18 protein-coding genes and 2 pseudogenes are annotated in these 17,553 nt (G+C 60.1%); 13 read left to right on the forward strand and 7 right to left on the reverse strand.

The annotated features are described in order from the left end of the window. Positions 1–268: 268 nt before the first annotated feature. Entirely contained in the window at positions 269–622 is a 354-nt protein-coding gene (locus CIB54_RS03680) for a YkgJ family cysteine cluster protein (protein WP_065953227.1), read from the reverse strand. A gap of 114 nt (positions 623–736) precedes the next feature. Here CIB54_RS03680 and CIB54_RS03685 point away from each other — a divergent pair, with 114 nt between their 5' ends. Next, on the forward strand, positions 737–2,029 hold the full coding sequence (locus CIB54_RS03685) for an NAD(P)/FAD-dependent oxidoreductase (protein ID WP_101218662.1): 1,293 nt from the start codon (positions 737–739) through the stop codon (positions 2,027–2,029). Here the strand turns inward: CIB54_RS03685 and CIB54_RS03690 are convergent, their stop codons facing one another. Next, positions 2,030–2,254 carry a DUF1127 domain-containing protein gene (locus tag CIB54_RS03690; RefSeq protein ID WP_065953229.1) on the reverse strand — a complete coding sequence of 75 codons (225 nt, stop codon included), beginning with the start codon at positions 2,252–2,254 and terminating at the stop codon, positions 2,030–2,032. A gap of 166 nt (positions 2,255–2,420) precedes the next feature. Here CIB54_RS03690 and CIB54_RS03695 point away from each other — a divergent pair, with 166 nt between their 5' ends. Further along, the gene (locus CIB54_RS03695; RefSeq protein WP_065953230.1) at positions 2,421–3,845 is read left to right on the forward strand and encodes an aminotransferase-like domain-containing protein; all 1,425 of its coding nucleotides are present in this window, start codon (positions 2,421–2,423) and stop codon (positions 3,843–3,845) included. Between the two features lie 61 nt (positions 3,846–3,906). Next, positions 3,907–5,475: a phospholipase D family protein gene (locus tag CIB54_RS03700; protein ID WP_101218664.1), complete on the forward strand. Its 1,569-nt coding sequence runs from the start codon at positions 3,907–3,909 to the stop codon at positions 5,473–5,475. A gap of 71 nt (positions 5,476–5,546) precedes the next feature. Here CIB54_RS03700 and CIB54_RS03705 read toward each other — a convergent pair whose 3' ends face one another. Continuing rightward, entirely contained in the window at positions 5,547–7,040 is a 1,494-nt protein-coding gene (locus tag CIB54_RS03705) for an aldehyde dehydrogenase (RefSeq protein WP_065953232.1), read from the reverse strand. A gap of 230 nt (positions 7,041–7,270) precedes the next feature. On the opposite strand from CIB54_RS03705, the gene CIB54_RS03710 reads away from it, so the two are divergent. After that, positions 7,271–7,633 carry a cupin domain-containing protein gene (locus tag CIB54_RS03710; protein WP_065953233.1) on the forward strand — a complete coding sequence of 121 codons (363 nt, stop codon included), beginning with the start codon at positions 7,271–7,273 and terminating at the stop codon, positions 7,631–7,633. Between the two features lie 71 nt (positions 7,634–7,704). On the opposite strand, the gene rpmG is transcribed toward CIB54_RS03710, so the two are convergent. Further along, entirely contained in the window at positions 7,705–7,860 is a 156-nt protein-coding gene (gene rpmG / locus CIB54_RS03715; RefSeq protein WP_003176906.1) for a 50S ribosomal protein L33, read from the reverse strand. A gap of 11 nt (positions 7,861–7,871) precedes the next feature. Beyond that, entirely contained in the window at positions 7,872–8,105 is a 234-nt protein-coding gene (rpmB, locus tag CIB54_RS03720) for a 50S ribosomal protein L28 (RefSeq protein WP_003176907.1), read from the reverse strand. Positions 8,106–8,563: 458 nt separating this feature from the next. Between rpmB and CIB54_RS03725 the strand changes: the two genes are divergently transcribed. Then, complete coding sequence (locus tag CIB54_RS03725) at positions 8,564–10,156, forward strand: ABC transporter substrate-binding protein (RefSeq protein ID WP_101218666.1); 1,593 nt, start codon at positions 8,564–8,566, stop codon at positions 10,154–10,156. Between the two features lie 54 nt (positions 10,157–10,210). Here CIB54_RS03725 and radC read toward each other — a convergent pair whose 3' ends face one another. Next, complete coding sequence (radC, locus tag CIB54_RS03730) at positions 10,211–10,885, reverse strand: RadC family protein (RefSeq protein WP_065886945.1); 675 nt, start codon at positions 10,883–10,885, stop codon at positions 10,211–10,213. A gap of 154 nt (positions 10,886–11,039) precedes the next feature. Between radC and coaBC the strand changes: the two genes are divergently transcribed. The 8 genes and pseudogenes from coaBC to CIB54_RS27920 all read left to right on the forward strand — a co-directional run. Beyond that, positions 11,040–12,248: a bifunctional phosphopantothenoylcysteine decarboxylase/phosphopantothenate--cysteine ligase CoaBC gene (coaBC, locus tag CIB54_RS03735; RefSeq protein WP_010207499.1), complete on the forward strand. Its 1,209-nt coding sequence runs from the start codon at positions 11,040–11,042 to the stop codon at positions 12,246–12,248. A 5-nt stretch (positions 12,249–12,253) separates the two neighbouring features. Then, positions 12,254–12,709 (forward strand): dUTP diphosphatase, encoded by a 456-nt coding sequence (gene dut / locus CIB54_RS03740; protein WP_101218841.1) that lies wholly within the window; start codon positions 12,254–12,256, stop codon positions 12,707–12,709. A gap of 257 nt (positions 12,710–12,966) precedes the next feature. Beyond that, a pseudogene (locus CIB54_RS03750) lies at positions 12,967–14,370 on the forward strand (phosphomannomutase/phosphoglucomutase); the annotation flags it as partial. 19 nt (positions 14,371–14,389) lie between these two features. Continuing rightward, on the forward strand, positions 14,390–15,295 hold the full coding sequence (gene argB / locus CIB54_RS03755) for an acetylglutamate kinase (RefSeq protein ID WP_065953236.1): 906 nt from the start codon (positions 14,390–14,392) through the stop codon (positions 15,293–15,295). Between the two features lie 204 nt (positions 15,296–15,499). Next, positions 15,500–15,712 carry a hypothetical protein gene (locus tag CIB54_RS03760; RefSeq protein ID WP_101218668.1) on the forward strand — a complete coding sequence of 71 codons (213 nt, stop codon included), beginning with the start codon at positions 15,500–15,502 and terminating at the stop codon, positions 15,710–15,712. Positions 15,713–15,728: 16 nt separating this feature from the next. Beyond that, positions 15,729–16,301 (forward strand): hypothetical protein, encoded by a 573-nt coding sequence (locus CIB54_RS03765; RefSeq protein WP_065953238.1) that lies wholly within the window; start codon positions 15,729–15,731, stop codon positions 16,299–16,301. Next, positions 16,288–16,671: a hypothetical protein gene (locus tag CIB54_RS03770; protein WP_101218670.1), complete on the forward strand. Its 384-nt coding sequence runs from the start codon at positions 16,288–16,290 to the stop codon at positions 16,669–16,671. The genes CIB54_RS03765 and CIB54_RS03770 overlap by 14 nt, the downstream gene beginning before the upstream one ends. Before the next feature lie 24 nt (positions 16,672–16,695). Continuing rightward, positions 16,696–16,782: pseudogene (locus CIB54_RS27920) on the forward strand (hypothetical protein); the annotation flags it as partial. A gap of 56 nt (positions 16,783–16,838) precedes the next feature. On the opposite strand, the gene pyrE reads toward CIB54_RS27920, so the two are convergent. Then, entirely contained in the window at positions 16,839–17,483 is a 645-nt protein-coding gene (gene pyrE, locus CIB54_RS03775) for an orotate phosphoribosyltransferase (RefSeq protein ID WP_003195489.1), read from the reverse strand. Positions 17,484–17,553: the final 70 nt, after the last annotated feature.

Below are 17,553 nucleotides of genomic sequence, written 5' to 3' on the forward strand. Positions count from 1 at the left end.
AGCGAGGTGCCGAGTGGTGGGGCAAGAGCCTTTTTGGTTACTTTTGGGGCTCTTTTCCAAAAGTGACCCGCTGTAAAAGCGGAACCCATAGCAGCCGTTACCGCAGAAACGGATATGTACCCGGTCCAATCCAACATCCTGGTCGGCCCAGAGGCCGCCATCGGGGGCAAGCCCCCTCCCACACTTGGACCGAGGTGTATCAGGTGGGTAACCGTCGGTTGACAGGCCACCACGGGAGCCCCCCTCCCACATTGACCGAGTACATCCGCTACACCAGTACCTGCCGGGTACTCGCCATGTACGCGTGAATCTGCTTTTCAACCCGTGGATGAATCAATTCCACCGGCCGCCGGCCATTGGGGCACGGCAACGTCTTGGTAGTGCCGAACAGGCGACAGATCAGCGGGCGCTCGTCATACACGGTGCAGCCGTCAGGCCCCAGGTGCACGCAGTTGAGCTCATCCATGGCCGCCTCCTGCTCGGCAGCCGTCTTGCGCGGCAGGCGCGACATTTCTTCGGGCGACGTGGTGACCGGCCCACAGCAGTCGTGGCACCCGGGGACACACTCGAACGAAGGTATCTGTCGACGCAGCGCGCTGATTTTCTGACTGTTGCAACTCATCGAAACACATACCGAACGGCGAATAGGTGTGGATTCTGACTCAAAACGCACCGCGCAGACAGCTTCGCCCGACCGTTGTATCCTGCGTCAAATTTTTCAAACAGGGAGGCCCCCATGATCGCCAGCGCCCGGCACACCGCGTCCTACTACGCCGCCAGCAGCGTGCCGCACCCCGATTACCCGGCGTTGACGGGTGAGGTGCGTGCCGATGTCTGCGTGATTGGCGGGGGATATTCCGGGCTCAACACCGCGCTGGAGCTGGCCGAGCGCGGCTTCAGCGTCGTGCTGCTGGAGGCGCGCAAGATCGGTTGGGGCGCCAGTGGGCGTAACGGCGGGCAGCTGATTCGCGGCGTCGGCCATGGCCTTGACCAGTTCACCAAGGTGATCGGCACCGACGGCGTGCGCCAGATGAAACTGATGGGCCTGGAAGCGGTGGAGATCGTACGCGAGCGCGTCGAGCGCTTCCAGATCCCCTGCGACCTGACCTGGGGCTACTGCGACCTCGCCAACAAGCCCCGCGACCTGCAGGGTCTCGCCGAAGACGCCGAAGAGCTGCGCAGCCTGGGTTATCGCCATCCAGTACGCCTGCTGCAAGCCGGCGAGATGGCCAGCGTGATCGGCTCCGACCGCTATGTGGGCGGGATGATCGACATGGGCTCCGGGCACCTGCACCCGCTGAACCTGGCCCTGGGCGAAGCCGCCGTTGCCCGGCAGTTGGGCGTGCAATTATTCGAGCAGTCCGAGGTGACGCGCATCGACTACGGCGCACAGGTCAAGGTGCACACCGCCCTGGGCCAGGTACATGCCACGACGCTGGTGCTGGCCTGCAACGCCTACCTCAACGACCTCAACCCGCACTTGAGCGGCAAGATATTGCCCGCCGGCAGCTACATCATTGCTACCGAACCCTTGAGCGAAGCGCAAGCCGCCAGCCTGTTGCCGCAGAACATGGCGGTATGTGATCAGCGCGTAACGGTGGACTATTTCCGCCTGTCCGCCGATCGCCGCCTGTTGTTCGGTGGCGCCTGCCACTATTCCGGGCGCGACCCGCAAGACATTGGCGCGTATATGCGGCCAAAGATGCTGCACGTGTTCCCGCAATTGGCCAATGTGAAGATCGACTTCCAGTGGGGCGGCATGATCGGCATCGGCGCCAATCGGTTGCCGCAGATCGGGCGCCTGGCGGATCAACCCAATGTGTATTACGCCCAGGCCTATGCAGGCCACGGCCTCAACGCCACACACCTGGCGGGCAGATTGCTGGCCGAAGCCATCAGCGGCCAGCAACAAGGGCGCTTCGATCTGTTCGCCCAGGTGCCGCACATGACCTTCCCTGGTGGTAAACACCTGCGCTCGCCGCTGCTGGCCCTGGGGATGCTCTGGCATCGCCTCAAGGAACTGGTCTGATCAATCGCGCCAGAAAGGCTTCAGGCCTTCATGGCGCGCCTGCTCTGCCGTCAGCCCCACGTCGCGCAATTGCTCTCGCGTCAGCGTGAGCAAGACCTTGCGTGTATGACGGCGGCGCCAGAACAGGCTCCAGCGGTTTTCGCCGGGCACAGAAGGCGCCCGCTCCTGCTCTGCTTCCAGTTCCTGGCTGTGTAACGCCAGCCGCACATCGCTCATGCCATTCATTTTGCCGTCCCTCGTTAGCGTGCTGCCTTGAGTGACTAGAATGAGCGCGCGCGCAAAACCAATACAGATTCAACGTCCCTTTATTAAATCCATACAGACACTGCCTATACACGGCTGAATCCTGTATTTTGCGCCTATCTGTACTGGTCTGTTGGGAGTGACCGCCGTGACCCTCTACGTCAACCTCGCCGAATTGCTGGGCACCCGCATCGAACAAGGCTTCTATCGCCCCGGCGACCGTCTGCCTTCCGTACGCGCATTGAGTGTGGAGCACGGGGTCAGCCTGAGCACCGTGCAGCAAGCCTATCGATTGCTGGAAGACAATGGCCTGGCGATGCCCAAGCCCAAGTCCGGCTATTTTGTGCCGGCGGGCCGTGAACTGCCGGCGCTGCCCGAGGTGGGACGCCCGGCCCAGCGACCGGTCGAGATTTCCCAGTGGGACCAGGTGCTGGAATTGATTCGTGCCGTGCCGCGCAAAGACACCATACAGTTGGGCCGGGGCATGCCAGATGTGTTGTCGCCCACTCTCAAACCGTTGCTTCGCAGCCTGGCCCGTGTCAGTCGCCGGCAGGATCTGCCCGGGCTGTATTACGACAACATTCTTGGCTGTATGGAGTTGCGCGAGCAAATTGCGCGACTGTCATTGGATTCCGGCTGCCAATTGACGGCCGAGGATATCGTCATCACCACCGGCTGCCACGAGGCGCTTTCCGCCAGCATCCACGCGATTTGCGAGCCCGGCGATATCGTTGCGGTGGATTCGCCAAGTTTCCACGGCGCCATGCAGACCCTCAAGGGCCTGGGCATGAAAGCCCTCGAGATCCCCACCGACCCGATCACCGGTATCAGCCTTGAAGCTCTGGAATTGGCGCTGGAACAGTGGCCGATCAAAGTCATCCAGCTCACTCCCAACTGCAACAACCCCTTGGGCTACATCATGCCGGAGGCGCGCAAACGCGCACTGCTGACCCTGGCCCAGCGTTTTGACGTGGCGATCATCGAAGACGATGTGTATGGCGAACTGGCCTACAGCTACCCGCGCCCGCGCACGATCAAATCCTTTGACGAAGACGGCCGTGTGCTGCTGTGCAGTTCGTTCTCCAAGACCCTGGCGCCTGGCCTGCGCATTGGCTGGGTCGCGCCGGGGCGCTACCTGGACCGGGTGCTGCACATGAAATACATCAGCACAGGCTCGACCGCTACCCAGCCGCAGATCGCGATTGCGGAATTTCTCAAAGGCGGCTATTTCGAACCGCATTTGCGCCGGATGCGCACGCAATACCAGCGTAATCGCGACCTGATGCTCGACTGGGTCAGCCGCTACTTCCCCGCCGGTACCCGCGCCAGCCGGCCGCAGGGCAGTTTTATGCTGTGGATAGAATTGCCGGAGGGCTTCGATACCCTCAAGCTCAACCGTGCGCTGATGGACCAGGGCGTCCAGGTGGCGGTAGGCAGCATCTTTTCTGCATCCGGCAAATACCGTAATTGCCTGCGTATGAACTACGCTGCCAAACCGACGCCGCAGATTGAAGAAGCGGTACGCAAAGTCGGTACCGCTGCGCACACCCTGCTAGCCGAAGCGGCAGACTGACCTTTTTCGAGCCATTGCCGTCATATGCCGACAAACGCCTGACCTGGATGCCGCTTCCTTGATGATTAAACGGCTTTTACCGCTTGCCCTGTTGGGAGCACTGGCACTGGGTGGCTGCGCGACAGCCTACACACCGCGCGTGCCCAGTGATGCGCTACCGGCGGCAGACTCCTCCTTCGGCCGTTCGATCCAGGCCCAGGCGGCACCGTATCAGGGCCGCTCCGGCTTTCGTCTGCTGCCCAACAGCAGCGAAGCCTTCATGGCCCGCGCCGAACTGATCCGCAACGCCCAGACCAGCCTCGACCTGCAGTACTACATTGTGCATGACGGTATCAGCACGCGCATGCTGGTGGATGAACTGCTCAAGGCCGCCGACCGCGGCGTGCGCGTGCGCATCCTGCTGGACGACACCACCAGCGACGGGCTCGACCAGATCATCGCGACGCTTGCCGCCCACCCCAACATCGACATTCGCCTGTTCAACCCGCTGCACCTGGGGCGTAGCACCGGGGTGACACGTGCCATGGGGCGCCTGTTCAACCTGTCGCTGCAACATCGGCGCATGCACAACAAACTGTGGCTGGCAGACAACAGCGTGGCGATCGTGGGCGGGCGCAACCTGGGGGATGAGTATTTCGATGCCGAACCCAACCTGAATTTCACCGATATCGACATGCTCAGTGTCGGGCCGGTGGCCGAGCAACTGGGTCACAGTTTCGATCAGTACTGGAACAGCGCGCTGAGCAAGCCTATCGATGAGTTTGTCGCGGACATGCCCTCCAAGGTCGACCTCGCTGTTGCGCGTGGGCGCCTGGAGTCCTCGCTGACCCAATCGCGTCAGCAGAACCACGCCTTGTATAACCGCCTGCGCACCTACCAGACCCAGCCGCGCATGGATATCTGGCGTCGCGAGTTGATCTGGGCCTGGAACCAGGCCCTGTGGGATGCCCCGAGCAAGGTGCTGGCCAAGGCCGACCCGGACCCGCAATTGCTCCTCACCACGCAACTGGCGCCGGAGCTGGAGGGCGTCAGCCGTGAGCTGATCATGATTTCGGCGTACTTCGTTCCCGGGCCTCCCGGGCTGGTGTACCTGACGGGCCGCGCCGATGCGGGCGTGTCAGTGAACCTGCTGACCAATTCCCTCGAAGCCACTGATGTACCCGCCGTGCACGGCGGCTACGCGCCCTATCGCAAGGCGCTGCTGGAGCATGGCGTGAAACTCTATGAGCTGCGTCGACAACCTGGCGACCCCAGCGCAAGCAGCGGGCCGCACCTGTTTCGTCGCGGCAGCTTTCGCGGCTCCGACTCCAGCCTGCACAGCAAGGCGATGATTTTCGATCGGGAAAAATCGTTTATCGGCTCCTTCAATTTCGATCCGCGCTCGGTGCTGTGGAACACCGAGGTCGGCGTACTGGTGGACAGCCCGGAACTGGCGGAACACGTACGCAACCTGGCGCTGCAAGGGATGGCGCCAGCACTGAGATACGAGGCGAAACTGCAGGATGGGCACATCGTGTGGGTAACGGAAGATAACGGCCAGTTGCACACCCTGACCCGGGAGCCCGGCAGTTGGTGGCGCCGGTTCAATGCCTGGTTCGCCACCAGTGTCGGCCTGGAGCGCATGCTCTAGAAATCAGGCATACCCCATGTGGGAGGGGGCAAGCCCCCTCCCACAGTTGCCCTGTGCTGTTTCCAGCAGGGTTACAGCTTGATCCAGGTCGCCTTCAGCTCAGTGTATTTGTCGAACGCGTGCAGCGATTTATCGCGACCGTTACCCGACTGCTTGAAGCCACCGAACGGAGCGGTCATGTCGCCGCCGTCGTACTGGTTGACCCACACGCTACCGGCACGCAGGGCCTTGGCAGTCAGGTGAGCCTTGGAAATGTCCGCCGTCCACACCGCCGCAGCCAGGCCATATTGGGTGTCATTGGCGATGGCGACAGCTTCTTCGGCGCTGTCGAACGTGATCACCGACAGTACCGGACCGAAGATTTCTTCCTGGGCAATTTTCATGGCGTTGGTCACACCGTCGAAAATGGTCGGTTCGACGTACGTGCCACCGGTTTCTTCCAGGGTGCGCTTGCCACCGGCGACCAGTTTGGCGCCGTCGGCATGCCCCGCTTCGATGTACGAGAGCACATTGTTCATCTGCTGGGTGTCCACCAGCGCACCCACGTTCGTGGCAGGGTCCAGCGGGTTACCGGGTTTCCAACCCTTGAGGGCCTCGATCACCAGCGGCAGGAAGGTGTCCTTGATCGAACGCTCCACCAACAGGCGCGAACCGGCGGTGCAGACTTCGCCCTGGTTGAAAGCGATGGCACTGGCTGCGGACGCGGCGGCGGTTTGCAGGTTCGGTGCATCGGCAAACACGATGTTCGGACTCTTGCCGCCAGCTTCCAGCCATACGCGCTTCATGTTCGATTCGCCGGAGCGGATCAACAGTTGCTTGGCAATTTTGGTGGAACCGGTAAACACCAGGGTATCCACGTCCATATGCACTGCCAGCGCGTTACCCACGGTGTGGCCGTAGCCCGGCAGCACGTTAAACACGCCTTTTGGAATGCCGGCCTCAACGGCCAGAGCGGCGATGCGGATGGCGGTCAACGGGGACTTTTCCGACGGTTTGAGAATCACCGAGTTACCGGTCGACAGCGCCGGGCCGAGTTTCCAGCACGCCATCATCAGCGGGAAGTTCCACGGTACGATCGCACCGACTACGCCGACGGGCTCACGGGTCACCAGACCCAGTTGATCATGGGGCGTGGCCGCCACTTCATCGTAGATCTTGTCGATTGCCTCGCCGCTCCAGCTCAAGGCATTGGCCGCGCCGGGGACGTCAATGTTCAGGGCGTCGCTGATCGGCTTGCCCATGTCCAGGGTTTCCAGCAGCGCCAGCTCTTCGGCATTGGCCTTGAGCAGCGCGGCGAAACGGATCATGACGGACTTGCGCTTGGCCGGTGCCAGGCGTGACCAGACCCCGGAATTGAATGTGGCACGGGCGTTTTCCACGGCACGCTGGGCGTCGGCGGCGTCACAGCTGGCCACAGTGGCGAGCAGACGGCCATCGACCGGACTGATGCATTCGAAGGTCTCACCGGAAGCGGCGGTGGTGTATTCGCCATTGATGTAAGCGCGGCCTTCGATTTTCAGGTCCTTGGCGCGTTGTTCCCAGTCGGCACGGGTCAGGGTGGTCATGCAAGTCTCCTCCTCTTATTGGATACAAGGGCCTGGAAAAGTGATCCCGGCGCCTCCACGAATGCTTGCCTGGCCAGCCTGCTGTTCGGCTCAAGGCACTTGCCACCCTAAACCAGCGGCTGGGGATGTTTCAATATATTTGACATAACGGCGGCAAACGCCCTTGCGATGTTCATTTTAATAAACATAGACTTTGGGCTCTCCAACTGCAGGCCAGACGGGATAAGCACATGAGCATCCAGGACATCGTCGATTTCAGCCAAGCCAATACCGCCCCCGACCGCTATCGCCCTGCCGCCGAGAAAATCCTCAAGGGCGACCCCGAACAGACGATCTACAACCACTACAACAGCCCATGCGGGCAAATGAACGCGGGCGTCTGGGAAGGCGAAATCGGGCAGTGGACAGTCAATTACACCGAGCATGAATACTGCGAGATCGTGCAGGGAGTTTCCGTACTGCGCGATGCCCAAGGGAATGCCAAAACCCTGCGCGCCGGCGACCGCTTTGTGATCCCGGCCGGCTTCAGCGGCACCTGGGAAGTGCTGCAAGCGTGCCGCAAGATCTACGTGGTGTTCGAACAGAAGGCCTGATCAGCGAATCACAGGCAAAAAAAAGCCCGTATCGTGAGATACGGGCTTTTTTTCACAAGGAAGGAAATCAATTACTTGATTTTGCCTTCTTTGTAGATCACGTGCTTGCGAACGCGCGGGTCGAACATTTTCTTTTCGAGCTTGTCCGGGGTAGTACGCTTGTTCTTGTCGGTAGTGTAGAAGTGACCAGTACCGGCGCTAGAGATCATTCGAATCAATTCACGCATGATAGAGCTCCTTAGATCTTGCCGGCGGCGCGGATTTCGGCCAGCACGACAGTGATGCCACGCTTGTCGATGATACGCATGCCTTTGGCAGATACACGCAGGCGAACAAAACGTTTCTCTTCTTCAACCCAGAAGCGGTGATGCTGCAGGTTCGGCAGGAAACGACGACGGGTTTTGTTATTTGCGTGGGAAATGTTATTCCCAGTCACCGGACCCTTACCGGTAACTTGACAGACTCTCGACATGCCTCAGCCCTCTAAAACCACATGCCCAACCCGGCATGGGTTGGCCGCTTAATCTCTCAGTCATTTGGCGCCAGGCGCCGCGTTTCTTTAGGGTCTTACCGGCTACACCTACAAGCGAAGGAACCGGGCCCCTAGAAAAGAGCGCTGCTTTATACCAGAAAGACCCAGGTGCAACAACAGCGAGTGTGTTTTTACCTGAGCAAATCTCGCCTATTGGCGCCTGAACCGTTGCCAGGAGGGGCCGCTGTAACAGCCGACCGCTCGTCGCACAGAATGATTTTCAGCGCCTGCAAGCACTCTGACCTGCACGTTGAAACGCGCTGAGGCGCCATCAAAACAGCATTTTGGCCAAAAGCACAGGCAAAAATAGGCTAGTCATTTAATCAACAGGCCACTACGGTAGGACTTTTCCAGACTGCACTCGCAGATGGGCCTTCGATCTGCACAGGAAACCGAATATGCGCCTCGCTGCCCTACCGCTGTTGCTAGCGCCCCTCTTTATCGCGCCGACGGCCGCTGCCGCCACCAATTTGAGCGTTTGCACCGAGGCCAGCCCCGAAGGGTTCGACGTGGTGCAGTACAACTCGCTGACCACCACCAACGCTTCGGCGGACGTGCTGATGAACCGCCTGGTGGACTACGACGCAACCGCCGGCAAGCTGGTGCCGAGCCTGGCAGACAGCTGGGATGTCTCCCCGGACGGCCTGACCTACACCTTCAAACTGCACCCGAACGTAAAATTCCATCGCACCGAGTATTTCACCCCGAGCCGCACCCTGACGGCCGAAGACGTGCGCTTCAGCTTCGAACGCATGCTCGACCCGGCCAACCCGTGGCACAAGATCGCCCAAAGCGGCTTTCCCCACGCGCAATCCCTGCAATTGCCGGCGCTGATCAAGAAGATCGATGCTCTTGACCCGCTGACCGTGCGCTTCACCCTTGATCACGCCGACTCCACATTTCTCGCAGCATTGAGCATGGGTTTTGCTTCGATCTATCCGGCCGAATATGCCGACAAATTGCTCAAGGCCGGCGCCCCCGAGAAGCTCAACAGCCAGCCCATTGGCACCGGCCCGTTTGTTTTCGTGCGTTTCCAGAAGGATGCGGTGGTGCGCTACAAGGCCAACCCGGACTACTTCGCCGGCAAACCGACGGTGGATAACCTGATCTTCGCCATCACGCCGGATGCCAATGTGCGCTTGCAGAAACTGCATCGCGACGAGTGCCAGATCGCCCTGTCGCCCAAGCCCCTGGATGTGGGCGAAGCTGAAAAAGACCCGGCCCTGAAGGTGGAAAAAACTGCCGCGTTCATGACTGCCTTCGTCGCCATCAACAGCCAGCACCCGCCACTGGACAAGCCCGAGGTACGCCAGGCGATCAACCTGGCCTTTGACAAAGGCAGCTACCTGAAGGCTGTATTCGAAGGCACCGCCGAAGCGGCCAATGGTGTTTATCCACCCAATACCTGGAGCTATGCCAAGGACTTGCCGGGTTATCCAGAAGACCTCGCCAAAGCCAAGGCGCTGCTCAACCGCGCCGGCCTCAAGGACGGCTTCAAAACCACGCTCTGGACCCGCCCTACCGGCAGCTTGCTGAACCCCAACCCGAATCTTGGCGCTCAACTGCTGCAGGCCGATCTGGCCAAGGTCGGCATCCAGGCCGACATCCGCGTGATCGAGTGGGGCGAGTTGATTCGCCGCGCCAAAGCCGGCGAACACGACCTGCTCTTCATGGGCTGGGCCGGCGACAATGGCGACCCGGATAACTTCCTGACCCCGCAATTTTCCTGCGCAGCCGTCAAATCCGGTACCAACTTCGCCCGCTACTGCGACCCTGCGCTGGACAAGCTGATCAGCGCCGGCAAGACCACCAGCGAACAAGGCGTGCGCACCAAGCTCTACCAGCAGGCCCAGGCGCAGATCCAGCAGCAGGCCTTGTGGCTGCCCCTGGCACACCCCACAGCATTTGCCCTGACGCGCAAGAATATCGGTGGCTACCAGGTGAGCCCGTTTGGTCGCCAGGATTATTCCAAAGTCAGCGTCAAGCCTTAAGCTGCAAGCTGCAAGCCGACTTGTGGCTTGCAGCTCTGACCTTGCAGCTGCCTTCTACATCCATCCGTATTCCGCCATCGACAACGGATCACCATCGCCCACGATGATGTGGTCCAGCACCCGCACGTCCACCATTTCCAGGGCTTTTTGTAGAACCTTGGTCAATTTTCGATCAGCCGGGCTGGGGTCCACGCTTCCCGAAGGATGGTTGTGGCACAGGATCAACGCTGCCGCGTTGTACGCCAGCGCACGCTTGACCACTTGCCGGGGATAGACCAGAGCGGTATCGATGGTGCCTTCGCAGAGCGCCTCGAAACCCAGCACCCGATGCTTGGAGTCGAGAAACAGGCAGCCAAACACTTCGTGAGACTCATGACGCAGCAGCGCCTTGAGGTATTCGCGCACGGCCAGCGGGCTTTCCAGAACCGAATCGTTGCGCAGGCGCTCGGCCATGTGGCGCCGGGACATTTCCAGCACCGCCTGCAATTGGGCAAACTTCGCCGGCCCCAGGCCCAACTGCTGATTGAACAGCGCCTGGCTGGCTTCCAGCAGCGGGCGCAACCCACCGAATTGCGCCAACAGGTGGCGCGCCAGGTCCACGGCGCTCCTGCCGGATACGCCGGTGCGCAGGAAAATCGCCAGCAACTCGGCATCGGACAGACTGGCCGCGCCCCACTCCAACAGCTTCTCCCGCGGCCGCTCGGCAGCAGGCCAATTGCGAATACTCATCCCATCTCCTTTCCATGATGTACGCCGTATGCGCCGCTGTTGCCGGACGGACGCTGTGTTATCGTAGGCCCTCTTTTTTGCATGCGATTTCACCTGGGGAGGGGTCATCGCAGGCGTCACTGAACTGGCTTCACTGAACTGGAAAGGCAAACCAATGCAGCGTCTGTATCGGAAACGCATCGTTCTCGGCGTCGGCGGCGGCATTGCCGCCTACAAGAGCGCGGAACTGGTTCGCAGGCTCCTGGACCAAGGCGCCGAAGTGCGCGTGGTCATGACCCGTGGTGGCAGTGAGTTCATCACCCCGCTGACCATGCAGGCCTTGTCCGGCCACCCGGTTCACCTGGACCTGCTGGACCCGGCGGCCGAAGCCGCCATGGGCCATATCGAACTGGCCAAATGGGCCGACCTGGTGCTCATCGCACCGGCCACCGCCGACCTGATCGCGCGCCTGGCCCAGGGCATTGCCGATGACCTGCTGACCACCCTGGTACTGGCCACCGACGCCACCGTCGCCATTGCCCCGGCGATGAACCAGGCCATGTGGCGCGACCCGGCCACCCAGGCCAACACCCAACTCCTGCAAAGCCGTGGCCTCAAGGTCTTCGGCCCGGCGTCCGGCAGCCAGGCCTGTGGCGACGTCGGCATGGGCCGCATGCTCGAAGCCACCGACCTGGCGCTGTGTGCCGCCGAGTGCTTCCAGCACCTGGCTCTCACCGGTAAACACGTGTTGATCACCGCGGGCCCAACCCAGGAAAACATCGACCCGGTGCGCTACATCACCAACCATAGCTCAGGAAAAATGGGCTTTGCCCTGGCTGAAGCAGCGGTTGAGGCAGGCGCACGTGTCACCCTGATCACCGGCCCGGTGCATTTACCGACGCCCGATCGTGTCACCCGAATCGACGTAGTCAGCGCCCGGGACATGTTGGCGGCCTGTGAAGCGGCCATTCCGTGCGACCTGTTCATCGCCTCGGCAGCGGTTGCGGACTACCGGCCGGAAGTCGTTGCACCGCAAAAGCTCAAGAAAGACCCTACAAGCGGCGATGGCCTGCTCCTGCAAATGGTGCGCAACCCTGACATTCTGGCCACCATCGCCACACGTGCGGACCGTCCGTTCAGCGTCGGCTTCGCCGCCGAGACCGAACATTTGCTGGACTACGCCGCGCGCAAATTGAAAGACAAAAACCTCGACCTGATCGTTGCCAATGATGTCGCCAACCCGAGCATCGGCTTCAACAGTGAGGAAAATGCCATCAGCGTGATCGACCGCGAGTTGCACGCCACCGTTTTCGCCCAGACCAGCAAGGGCAAGATTGCCCGTCAACTGATCTCTTTTATCGCCCAACGGCTGAACCAGGTTTAATGTCCATGCACGCTTTGCAAGCCAAGATCCTCGACCCACGCATCGGAAACGAATTCCCACTTCCGGCCTACGCCACCCCAGGTTCCGCCGGCCTGGACCTGCGCGCCATGCTCAAGCAGGACACGGTCCTCGAGCCGGGCCAGACGATCCTGATCCCCACCGGCCTGTCGATCTACGTCGGCGACCCGGGCCTGGCGGCCCTGATCCTGCCGCGCTCCGGCCTGGGCCACAAACACGGCATCGTGCTAGGCAATCTGGTGGGCCTGATCGACTCCGACTACCAGGGCGAATTGATGGTGTCGTGCTGGAACCGCGGCCAGACCGCATTCAATATCGCGGTCGGCGAGCGCATCGCCCAACTGGTGCTGGTGCCGGTGGTCCAGGCGCAGTTCGAACTGGTGCAGGAATTCGACGAATCCCAGCGCGGCGCAGGTGGTTTTGGGCATTCCGGCAGTCACTGACTAAGCTGAACAGGGCCGGGCGCAATTGCCCGGCCAGACGCCACCGCCCGGTTTTTCAGGATGAAGAATGCGCGTAAATTATCAGCAGATTTTATCAAATAAAATCAACAAGTTACGCAAATATGAGCGCAAGGCCGAAGCGCCGATGGCACTTTTACACCACGAACTCTCTGCCGAAAACGTCGTCATACCCTTCAGTTTGAGCCTGCCGGCCAGCCACATCAGGCCAGCCTTGCCCCCTTTCAGATGGAGTTCCCCCCGCGATGAGTACCGCAGCCCGCGTAGCCCCGAGTTTTCCCGACAGCATCTTCCGAGCCTATGACATTCGTGGCGTGGTGCCCAAGACCCTGACCGCCGAAACCGCCTACTGGATCGGCCGCGCCATCGGTTCACAGAGCCTGGCCCAGGGCGAGCCGAATATTTCGGTAGGTCGTGACGGCCGCCTGTCCGGCCCGCAGCTTGTGGAGCAATTGATCCAGGGCCTGGCCGACAGCGGTTGCCATGTCAGCGACGTCGGCCTGGTGCCCACGCCTGCGCTGTATTACGCCGCCAACGTCCTGGCCGGCAAGTCCGGCGTCATGCTGACCGGTAGCCACAACCCGTCGGACTACAACGGCTTCAAAATTGTTATCGCCGGCGACACCCTTGCCAACGAACAGATCCAGGCCCTGCACACTCGCCTGAAAACCAACGACCTGAGCAGCGGCACTGGCAGTGTCACCAAGGTCGACATCCTGCAGCGCTACTCCGACGAAATCACCCGCGACGTCAAGCTCGCCCGCCGCCTCAAAGTGGTGGTGGATTGCGGCAACGGGGCGGCTGGCGTGATCGCTCCGCAATTGCTCGAAGCCCTCAATTGTGAAGTGATTCCCCTGTTCTGCGATGTTGACGGCAACTTCCCCAACCATCACCCGGACCCCGGCAAGCCTGAAAACCTGGTGGACCTGATCGCCAAGGTCAAGGAAGTGGGCGCCGACCTGGGCCTGGCCTTCGACGGCGACGGCGACCGCGTAGGCGTAGTGACCGAAACCGGCGAGATCGTGTTCCCGGACCGCCTGCTGATGCTGTTCGCCCGTGACGTGGTGGCGCGCAATGCCAACGCCGAAATCATCTTCGACGTGAAATGCACCCGTCGTCTCACGCCCCTGATCAAGGAATACGGCGGTCGCCCGTTAATGTGGAAGACCGGTCACTCGTTGATCAAAAAGAAAATGAAGGAAACCGGCGCCTTGCTGGCCGGCGAAATGAGCGGTCACGTGTTCTTCAAGGAACGCTGGTTCGGTTTTGACGATGGCATTTACAGCGCTGCGCGCCTGCTGGAGATCCTCAGCAAGGAAAAATCCACCGCGCAAGCGCTGTTTCAGACCTTCCCGAACGATATTTCTACGCCAGAGATCAATATCCATGTGACCGAGGAGAGCAAATTCAGCATCATTGACGCACTGCACGACGCGCAATGGGGTGAAGGCGCCAACCTGACCACCATTGATGGTGTGCGAGTCGATTACGCCAAAGGCTGGGGCCTGGTTCGCGCGTCCAACACCACGCCGGTGCTGGTGCTGCGCTTCGAGGCGGATACCGAGGCTGAGTTGCAGCGCATCAAGGACGTGTTCCACGTCCAGTTGAAACGTGTTGCCCCTGATCTCCAATTACCGTTCTGATTTTTTACCGGAGCCCTGAATGACCCTCGAACGCGAAGCCGCTGCCAACACCGCCAAGGTCCTGTCCGAAGCGTTGCCCTATATTCGACGCTACGTCGGCAAGACGCTGGTGATCAAGTACGGCGGCAATGCCATGGAAAGCGACGAGCTGAAAACCGGCTTTGCCCGCGACATCGTGCTGATGAAAGCCGTGGGGATCAACCCGGTTGTCGTCCACGGCGGTGGGCCGCAAATCGGTGACCTGCTCAAGCGTTTGTCGATCGAGAGTCACTTCATCGATGGCATGCGTGTCACTGACGCGCAGACCATGGACGTGGTGGAAATGGTGCTCGGTGGCCAGGTCAACAAGGACATCGTCAACCTGATCAACCGCCACGGCGGCAGCGCCATTGGCCTGACCGGCAAGGACGCGGAACTGATCCGCGCGAAAAAACTGACCGTGACGCGCCAGACACCGGAAATGACCCAGCCGGAAATCATCGACATCGGCCAGGTAGGTGAAGTGATCGGCATCAACACCGATTTGCTCAACCTGCTGGTCAAGGGTGACTTCATCCCGGTGATCGCGCCGATCGGCGTGGGCGCCAACGGTGAGTCCTACAACATCAACGCCGACCTGGTGGCCGGTAAAGTGGCAGAAGCGCTGAAAGCTGAAAAGCTGATGCTGCTGACCAACATCGCCGGCCTGATGGACAAGGAAGGCAAAGTACTCACCGGCCTGACTACGCAACAAGTCGACGAGCTGATCGCCGATGGCACCATCTATGGCGGCATGCTGCCGAAGATCCGCTGCGCGCTGGAAGCGGTGCAAGGCGGCGTCGGCAGCTCGCTGATCCTCGATGGCCGGGTTCCGAACGCGATCCTGCTGGAAATCTTCACCGACACGGGTGTGGGTACGCTGATCAGCAACCGCAAGCGTCAATGACGTGAAAATCTTACCTAGACCGTAGTTTTTCGTCGATTCCTTCGGCAACGCGCACCTGCGTACGAAACTTCCGAAGGAATCGACGAGATCTGCGGTCTTTTCAATGCGAGAGGGAAATGCCCTACCGCAATGATCGAATCATCCGACATCGTGCCGGCATGCATCTGCTTAGGATCTTCCTTAATTCCACAGGAGATCTTCCCCATGCAAAAAGTCCACACCCCCTACGGCAGCGACGTCTCGGCAGGCACTTATGAGTGCGCCGACTGCGGACGCCACTACAGCAATCAGTCGAAGACTTCACTCCCACCTTGTCCTGACTTCAAACCAGGCACGCACCTGCTGAAAGGCTGGAATATCCTCACCGGCCAAGGTGACGCCGTCGAAGATCCGTATCCGAACCAGCCTTCCCAATAACGGCGGAGACTGGACTATGGAGATCTCGTTCACCATCGATACCGATACTTTCCAGCGGGAACAGAGGGAGCCGGTCAAGAAAACCCTGAAAATTTCCGATAGCGAAATTGCAAGTGCCTTACAACGCATCGCCAAAGCAAGCCTGACCGAGTATTTGAAAATGCTGGTAGAGGGTGGCATGCCAAGTAGGGCAGATGAGGCGAAACAGGATCGCTTGCTGTATCTGATTCAAAGCTATTTCGGGCAGACTCTGCCCACTGAATCGCAGATTTCGACGATCTTTCAGCTGACCCAAAGCCAAAGCAAAACGTTGCTGAAAAACACGGTTTCACGCTTTCGTAATCAATTGGACGAGATCCTGCAGCACAGTATGCAAACTGTGATCGAGTCTGCAGAGCATGCACAGGCGGTGTATCTGGTGGTCATCAGCTCGGACGTCATCCGCGATGAGCTGAACATGCTCATTACGCAAAATGAGCCCACCTTCAAACCCATCACTAAACGCAAGGGCAGTGCCGGGCAATTCGAGATCAGCGAAGACTCACATGCGCTGTTGTGCCAAACGCTGGGCCTGAATGCCGTTGGGTGACATCGTCGCGGTCAGCGGCCTGCTGCTGACCCTGGCCACCTTCATGTTCAACTTGGCGTGGCCCAAAGTTCATGACGTGTTAGCGCTGGATGAGAGCCAATCAGGCGCGCAGGCCAGGAAACGTAGCAGGACTAAAGTCCTCAATATTTTGCTCGCCTGCGCCCTACCCATGACCAGTACTTTCATGGCGTTGTTTTACGTAAACCTGCCCACCGCCGTCCGCGTTATGAACAGCAGCAGACTGGACCTGTGGAACTTCGACGTGGATCGCACGTTGTACGTGCTGGTGGTCCTGGCATTGCTGGTGTTTGCGCTGTTCAACGCCTGGCTTGTCGTGCGATTGATCGATAAATGGCGGAAATTGGGTTAGCAACAAGTCGACGAACTGAGCGCCGATGGCCGGATTCCGAACGCGATCCTGCTGGAAATCTTCATCGATACGGGTGTGGGTACGCTGATCAGCAATCGCAAGCGTCCTTAAAAACGCTGAAAACAAATGTGGGAGGGGGCTTGCCCCCTCCCACATTACTTGCTGTATCAGACGCCGAACTGCTCGCGGTACGCCCGCACTGCCGGTAGATGCTGTTTAAGCTGCGGATCATCTTCCAGGAACTGCAACACCTGGTTCAACGACACAATGCTCACCACCGGAATGCCGAAATCACGCTCCACTTCCTGGATCGCCGACAACTCACCGTTGCCACGCTCCTGGCGGTTCAGCGCGATCAGCACACCGGCGGCCTTGGCGCCGTCCTGGGAGGCGATGATCTGCATCACTTCGCGGATCGCGGTGCCTGCGGTGATGACGTCGTCGATGATCAGCACATCGCCGGTCAACGGGGCTCCGACCAGGCTGCCACCTTCACCATGAGCCTTGGCTTCCTTGCGGTTGAAGCACCACGGCAAGTCCTGCCCATGATGTTCCGCCAGGGCCACCGCCGTCGCAGCGGCCAGGGGAATGCCCTTGTAGGCCGGACCAAAGAGCACGTCGAAGGAAATACCGCTTTCAACAATGGCTGCCGCGTAGAAACGCCCCAACTGAGCCAGGGCCGAGCCCGAGTTGAACAAGCCGGCATTGAAGAAATACGGGCTGGTGCGCCCGGACTTGAGGGTGAACTCACCGAAGCGCAAAACCCCGCGATCGATGGCAAAACGAATGAAATCGCGTTGATACGCCTGCATGAAAAAAGCCTCAGATACCACGGATTTAGCTAATTAGGTGGACGGCGTGTATCATACACGCACGCGATTT

The sequence above is a fragment of the Pseudomonas fluorescens genome, from assembly GCF_002837185.1.
GTDB classification, from domain to species: domain Bacteria; phylum Pseudomonadota; class Gammaproteobacteria; order Pseudomonadales; family Pseudomonadaceae; genus Aquipseudomonas; species Aquipseudomonas fluorescens_AM.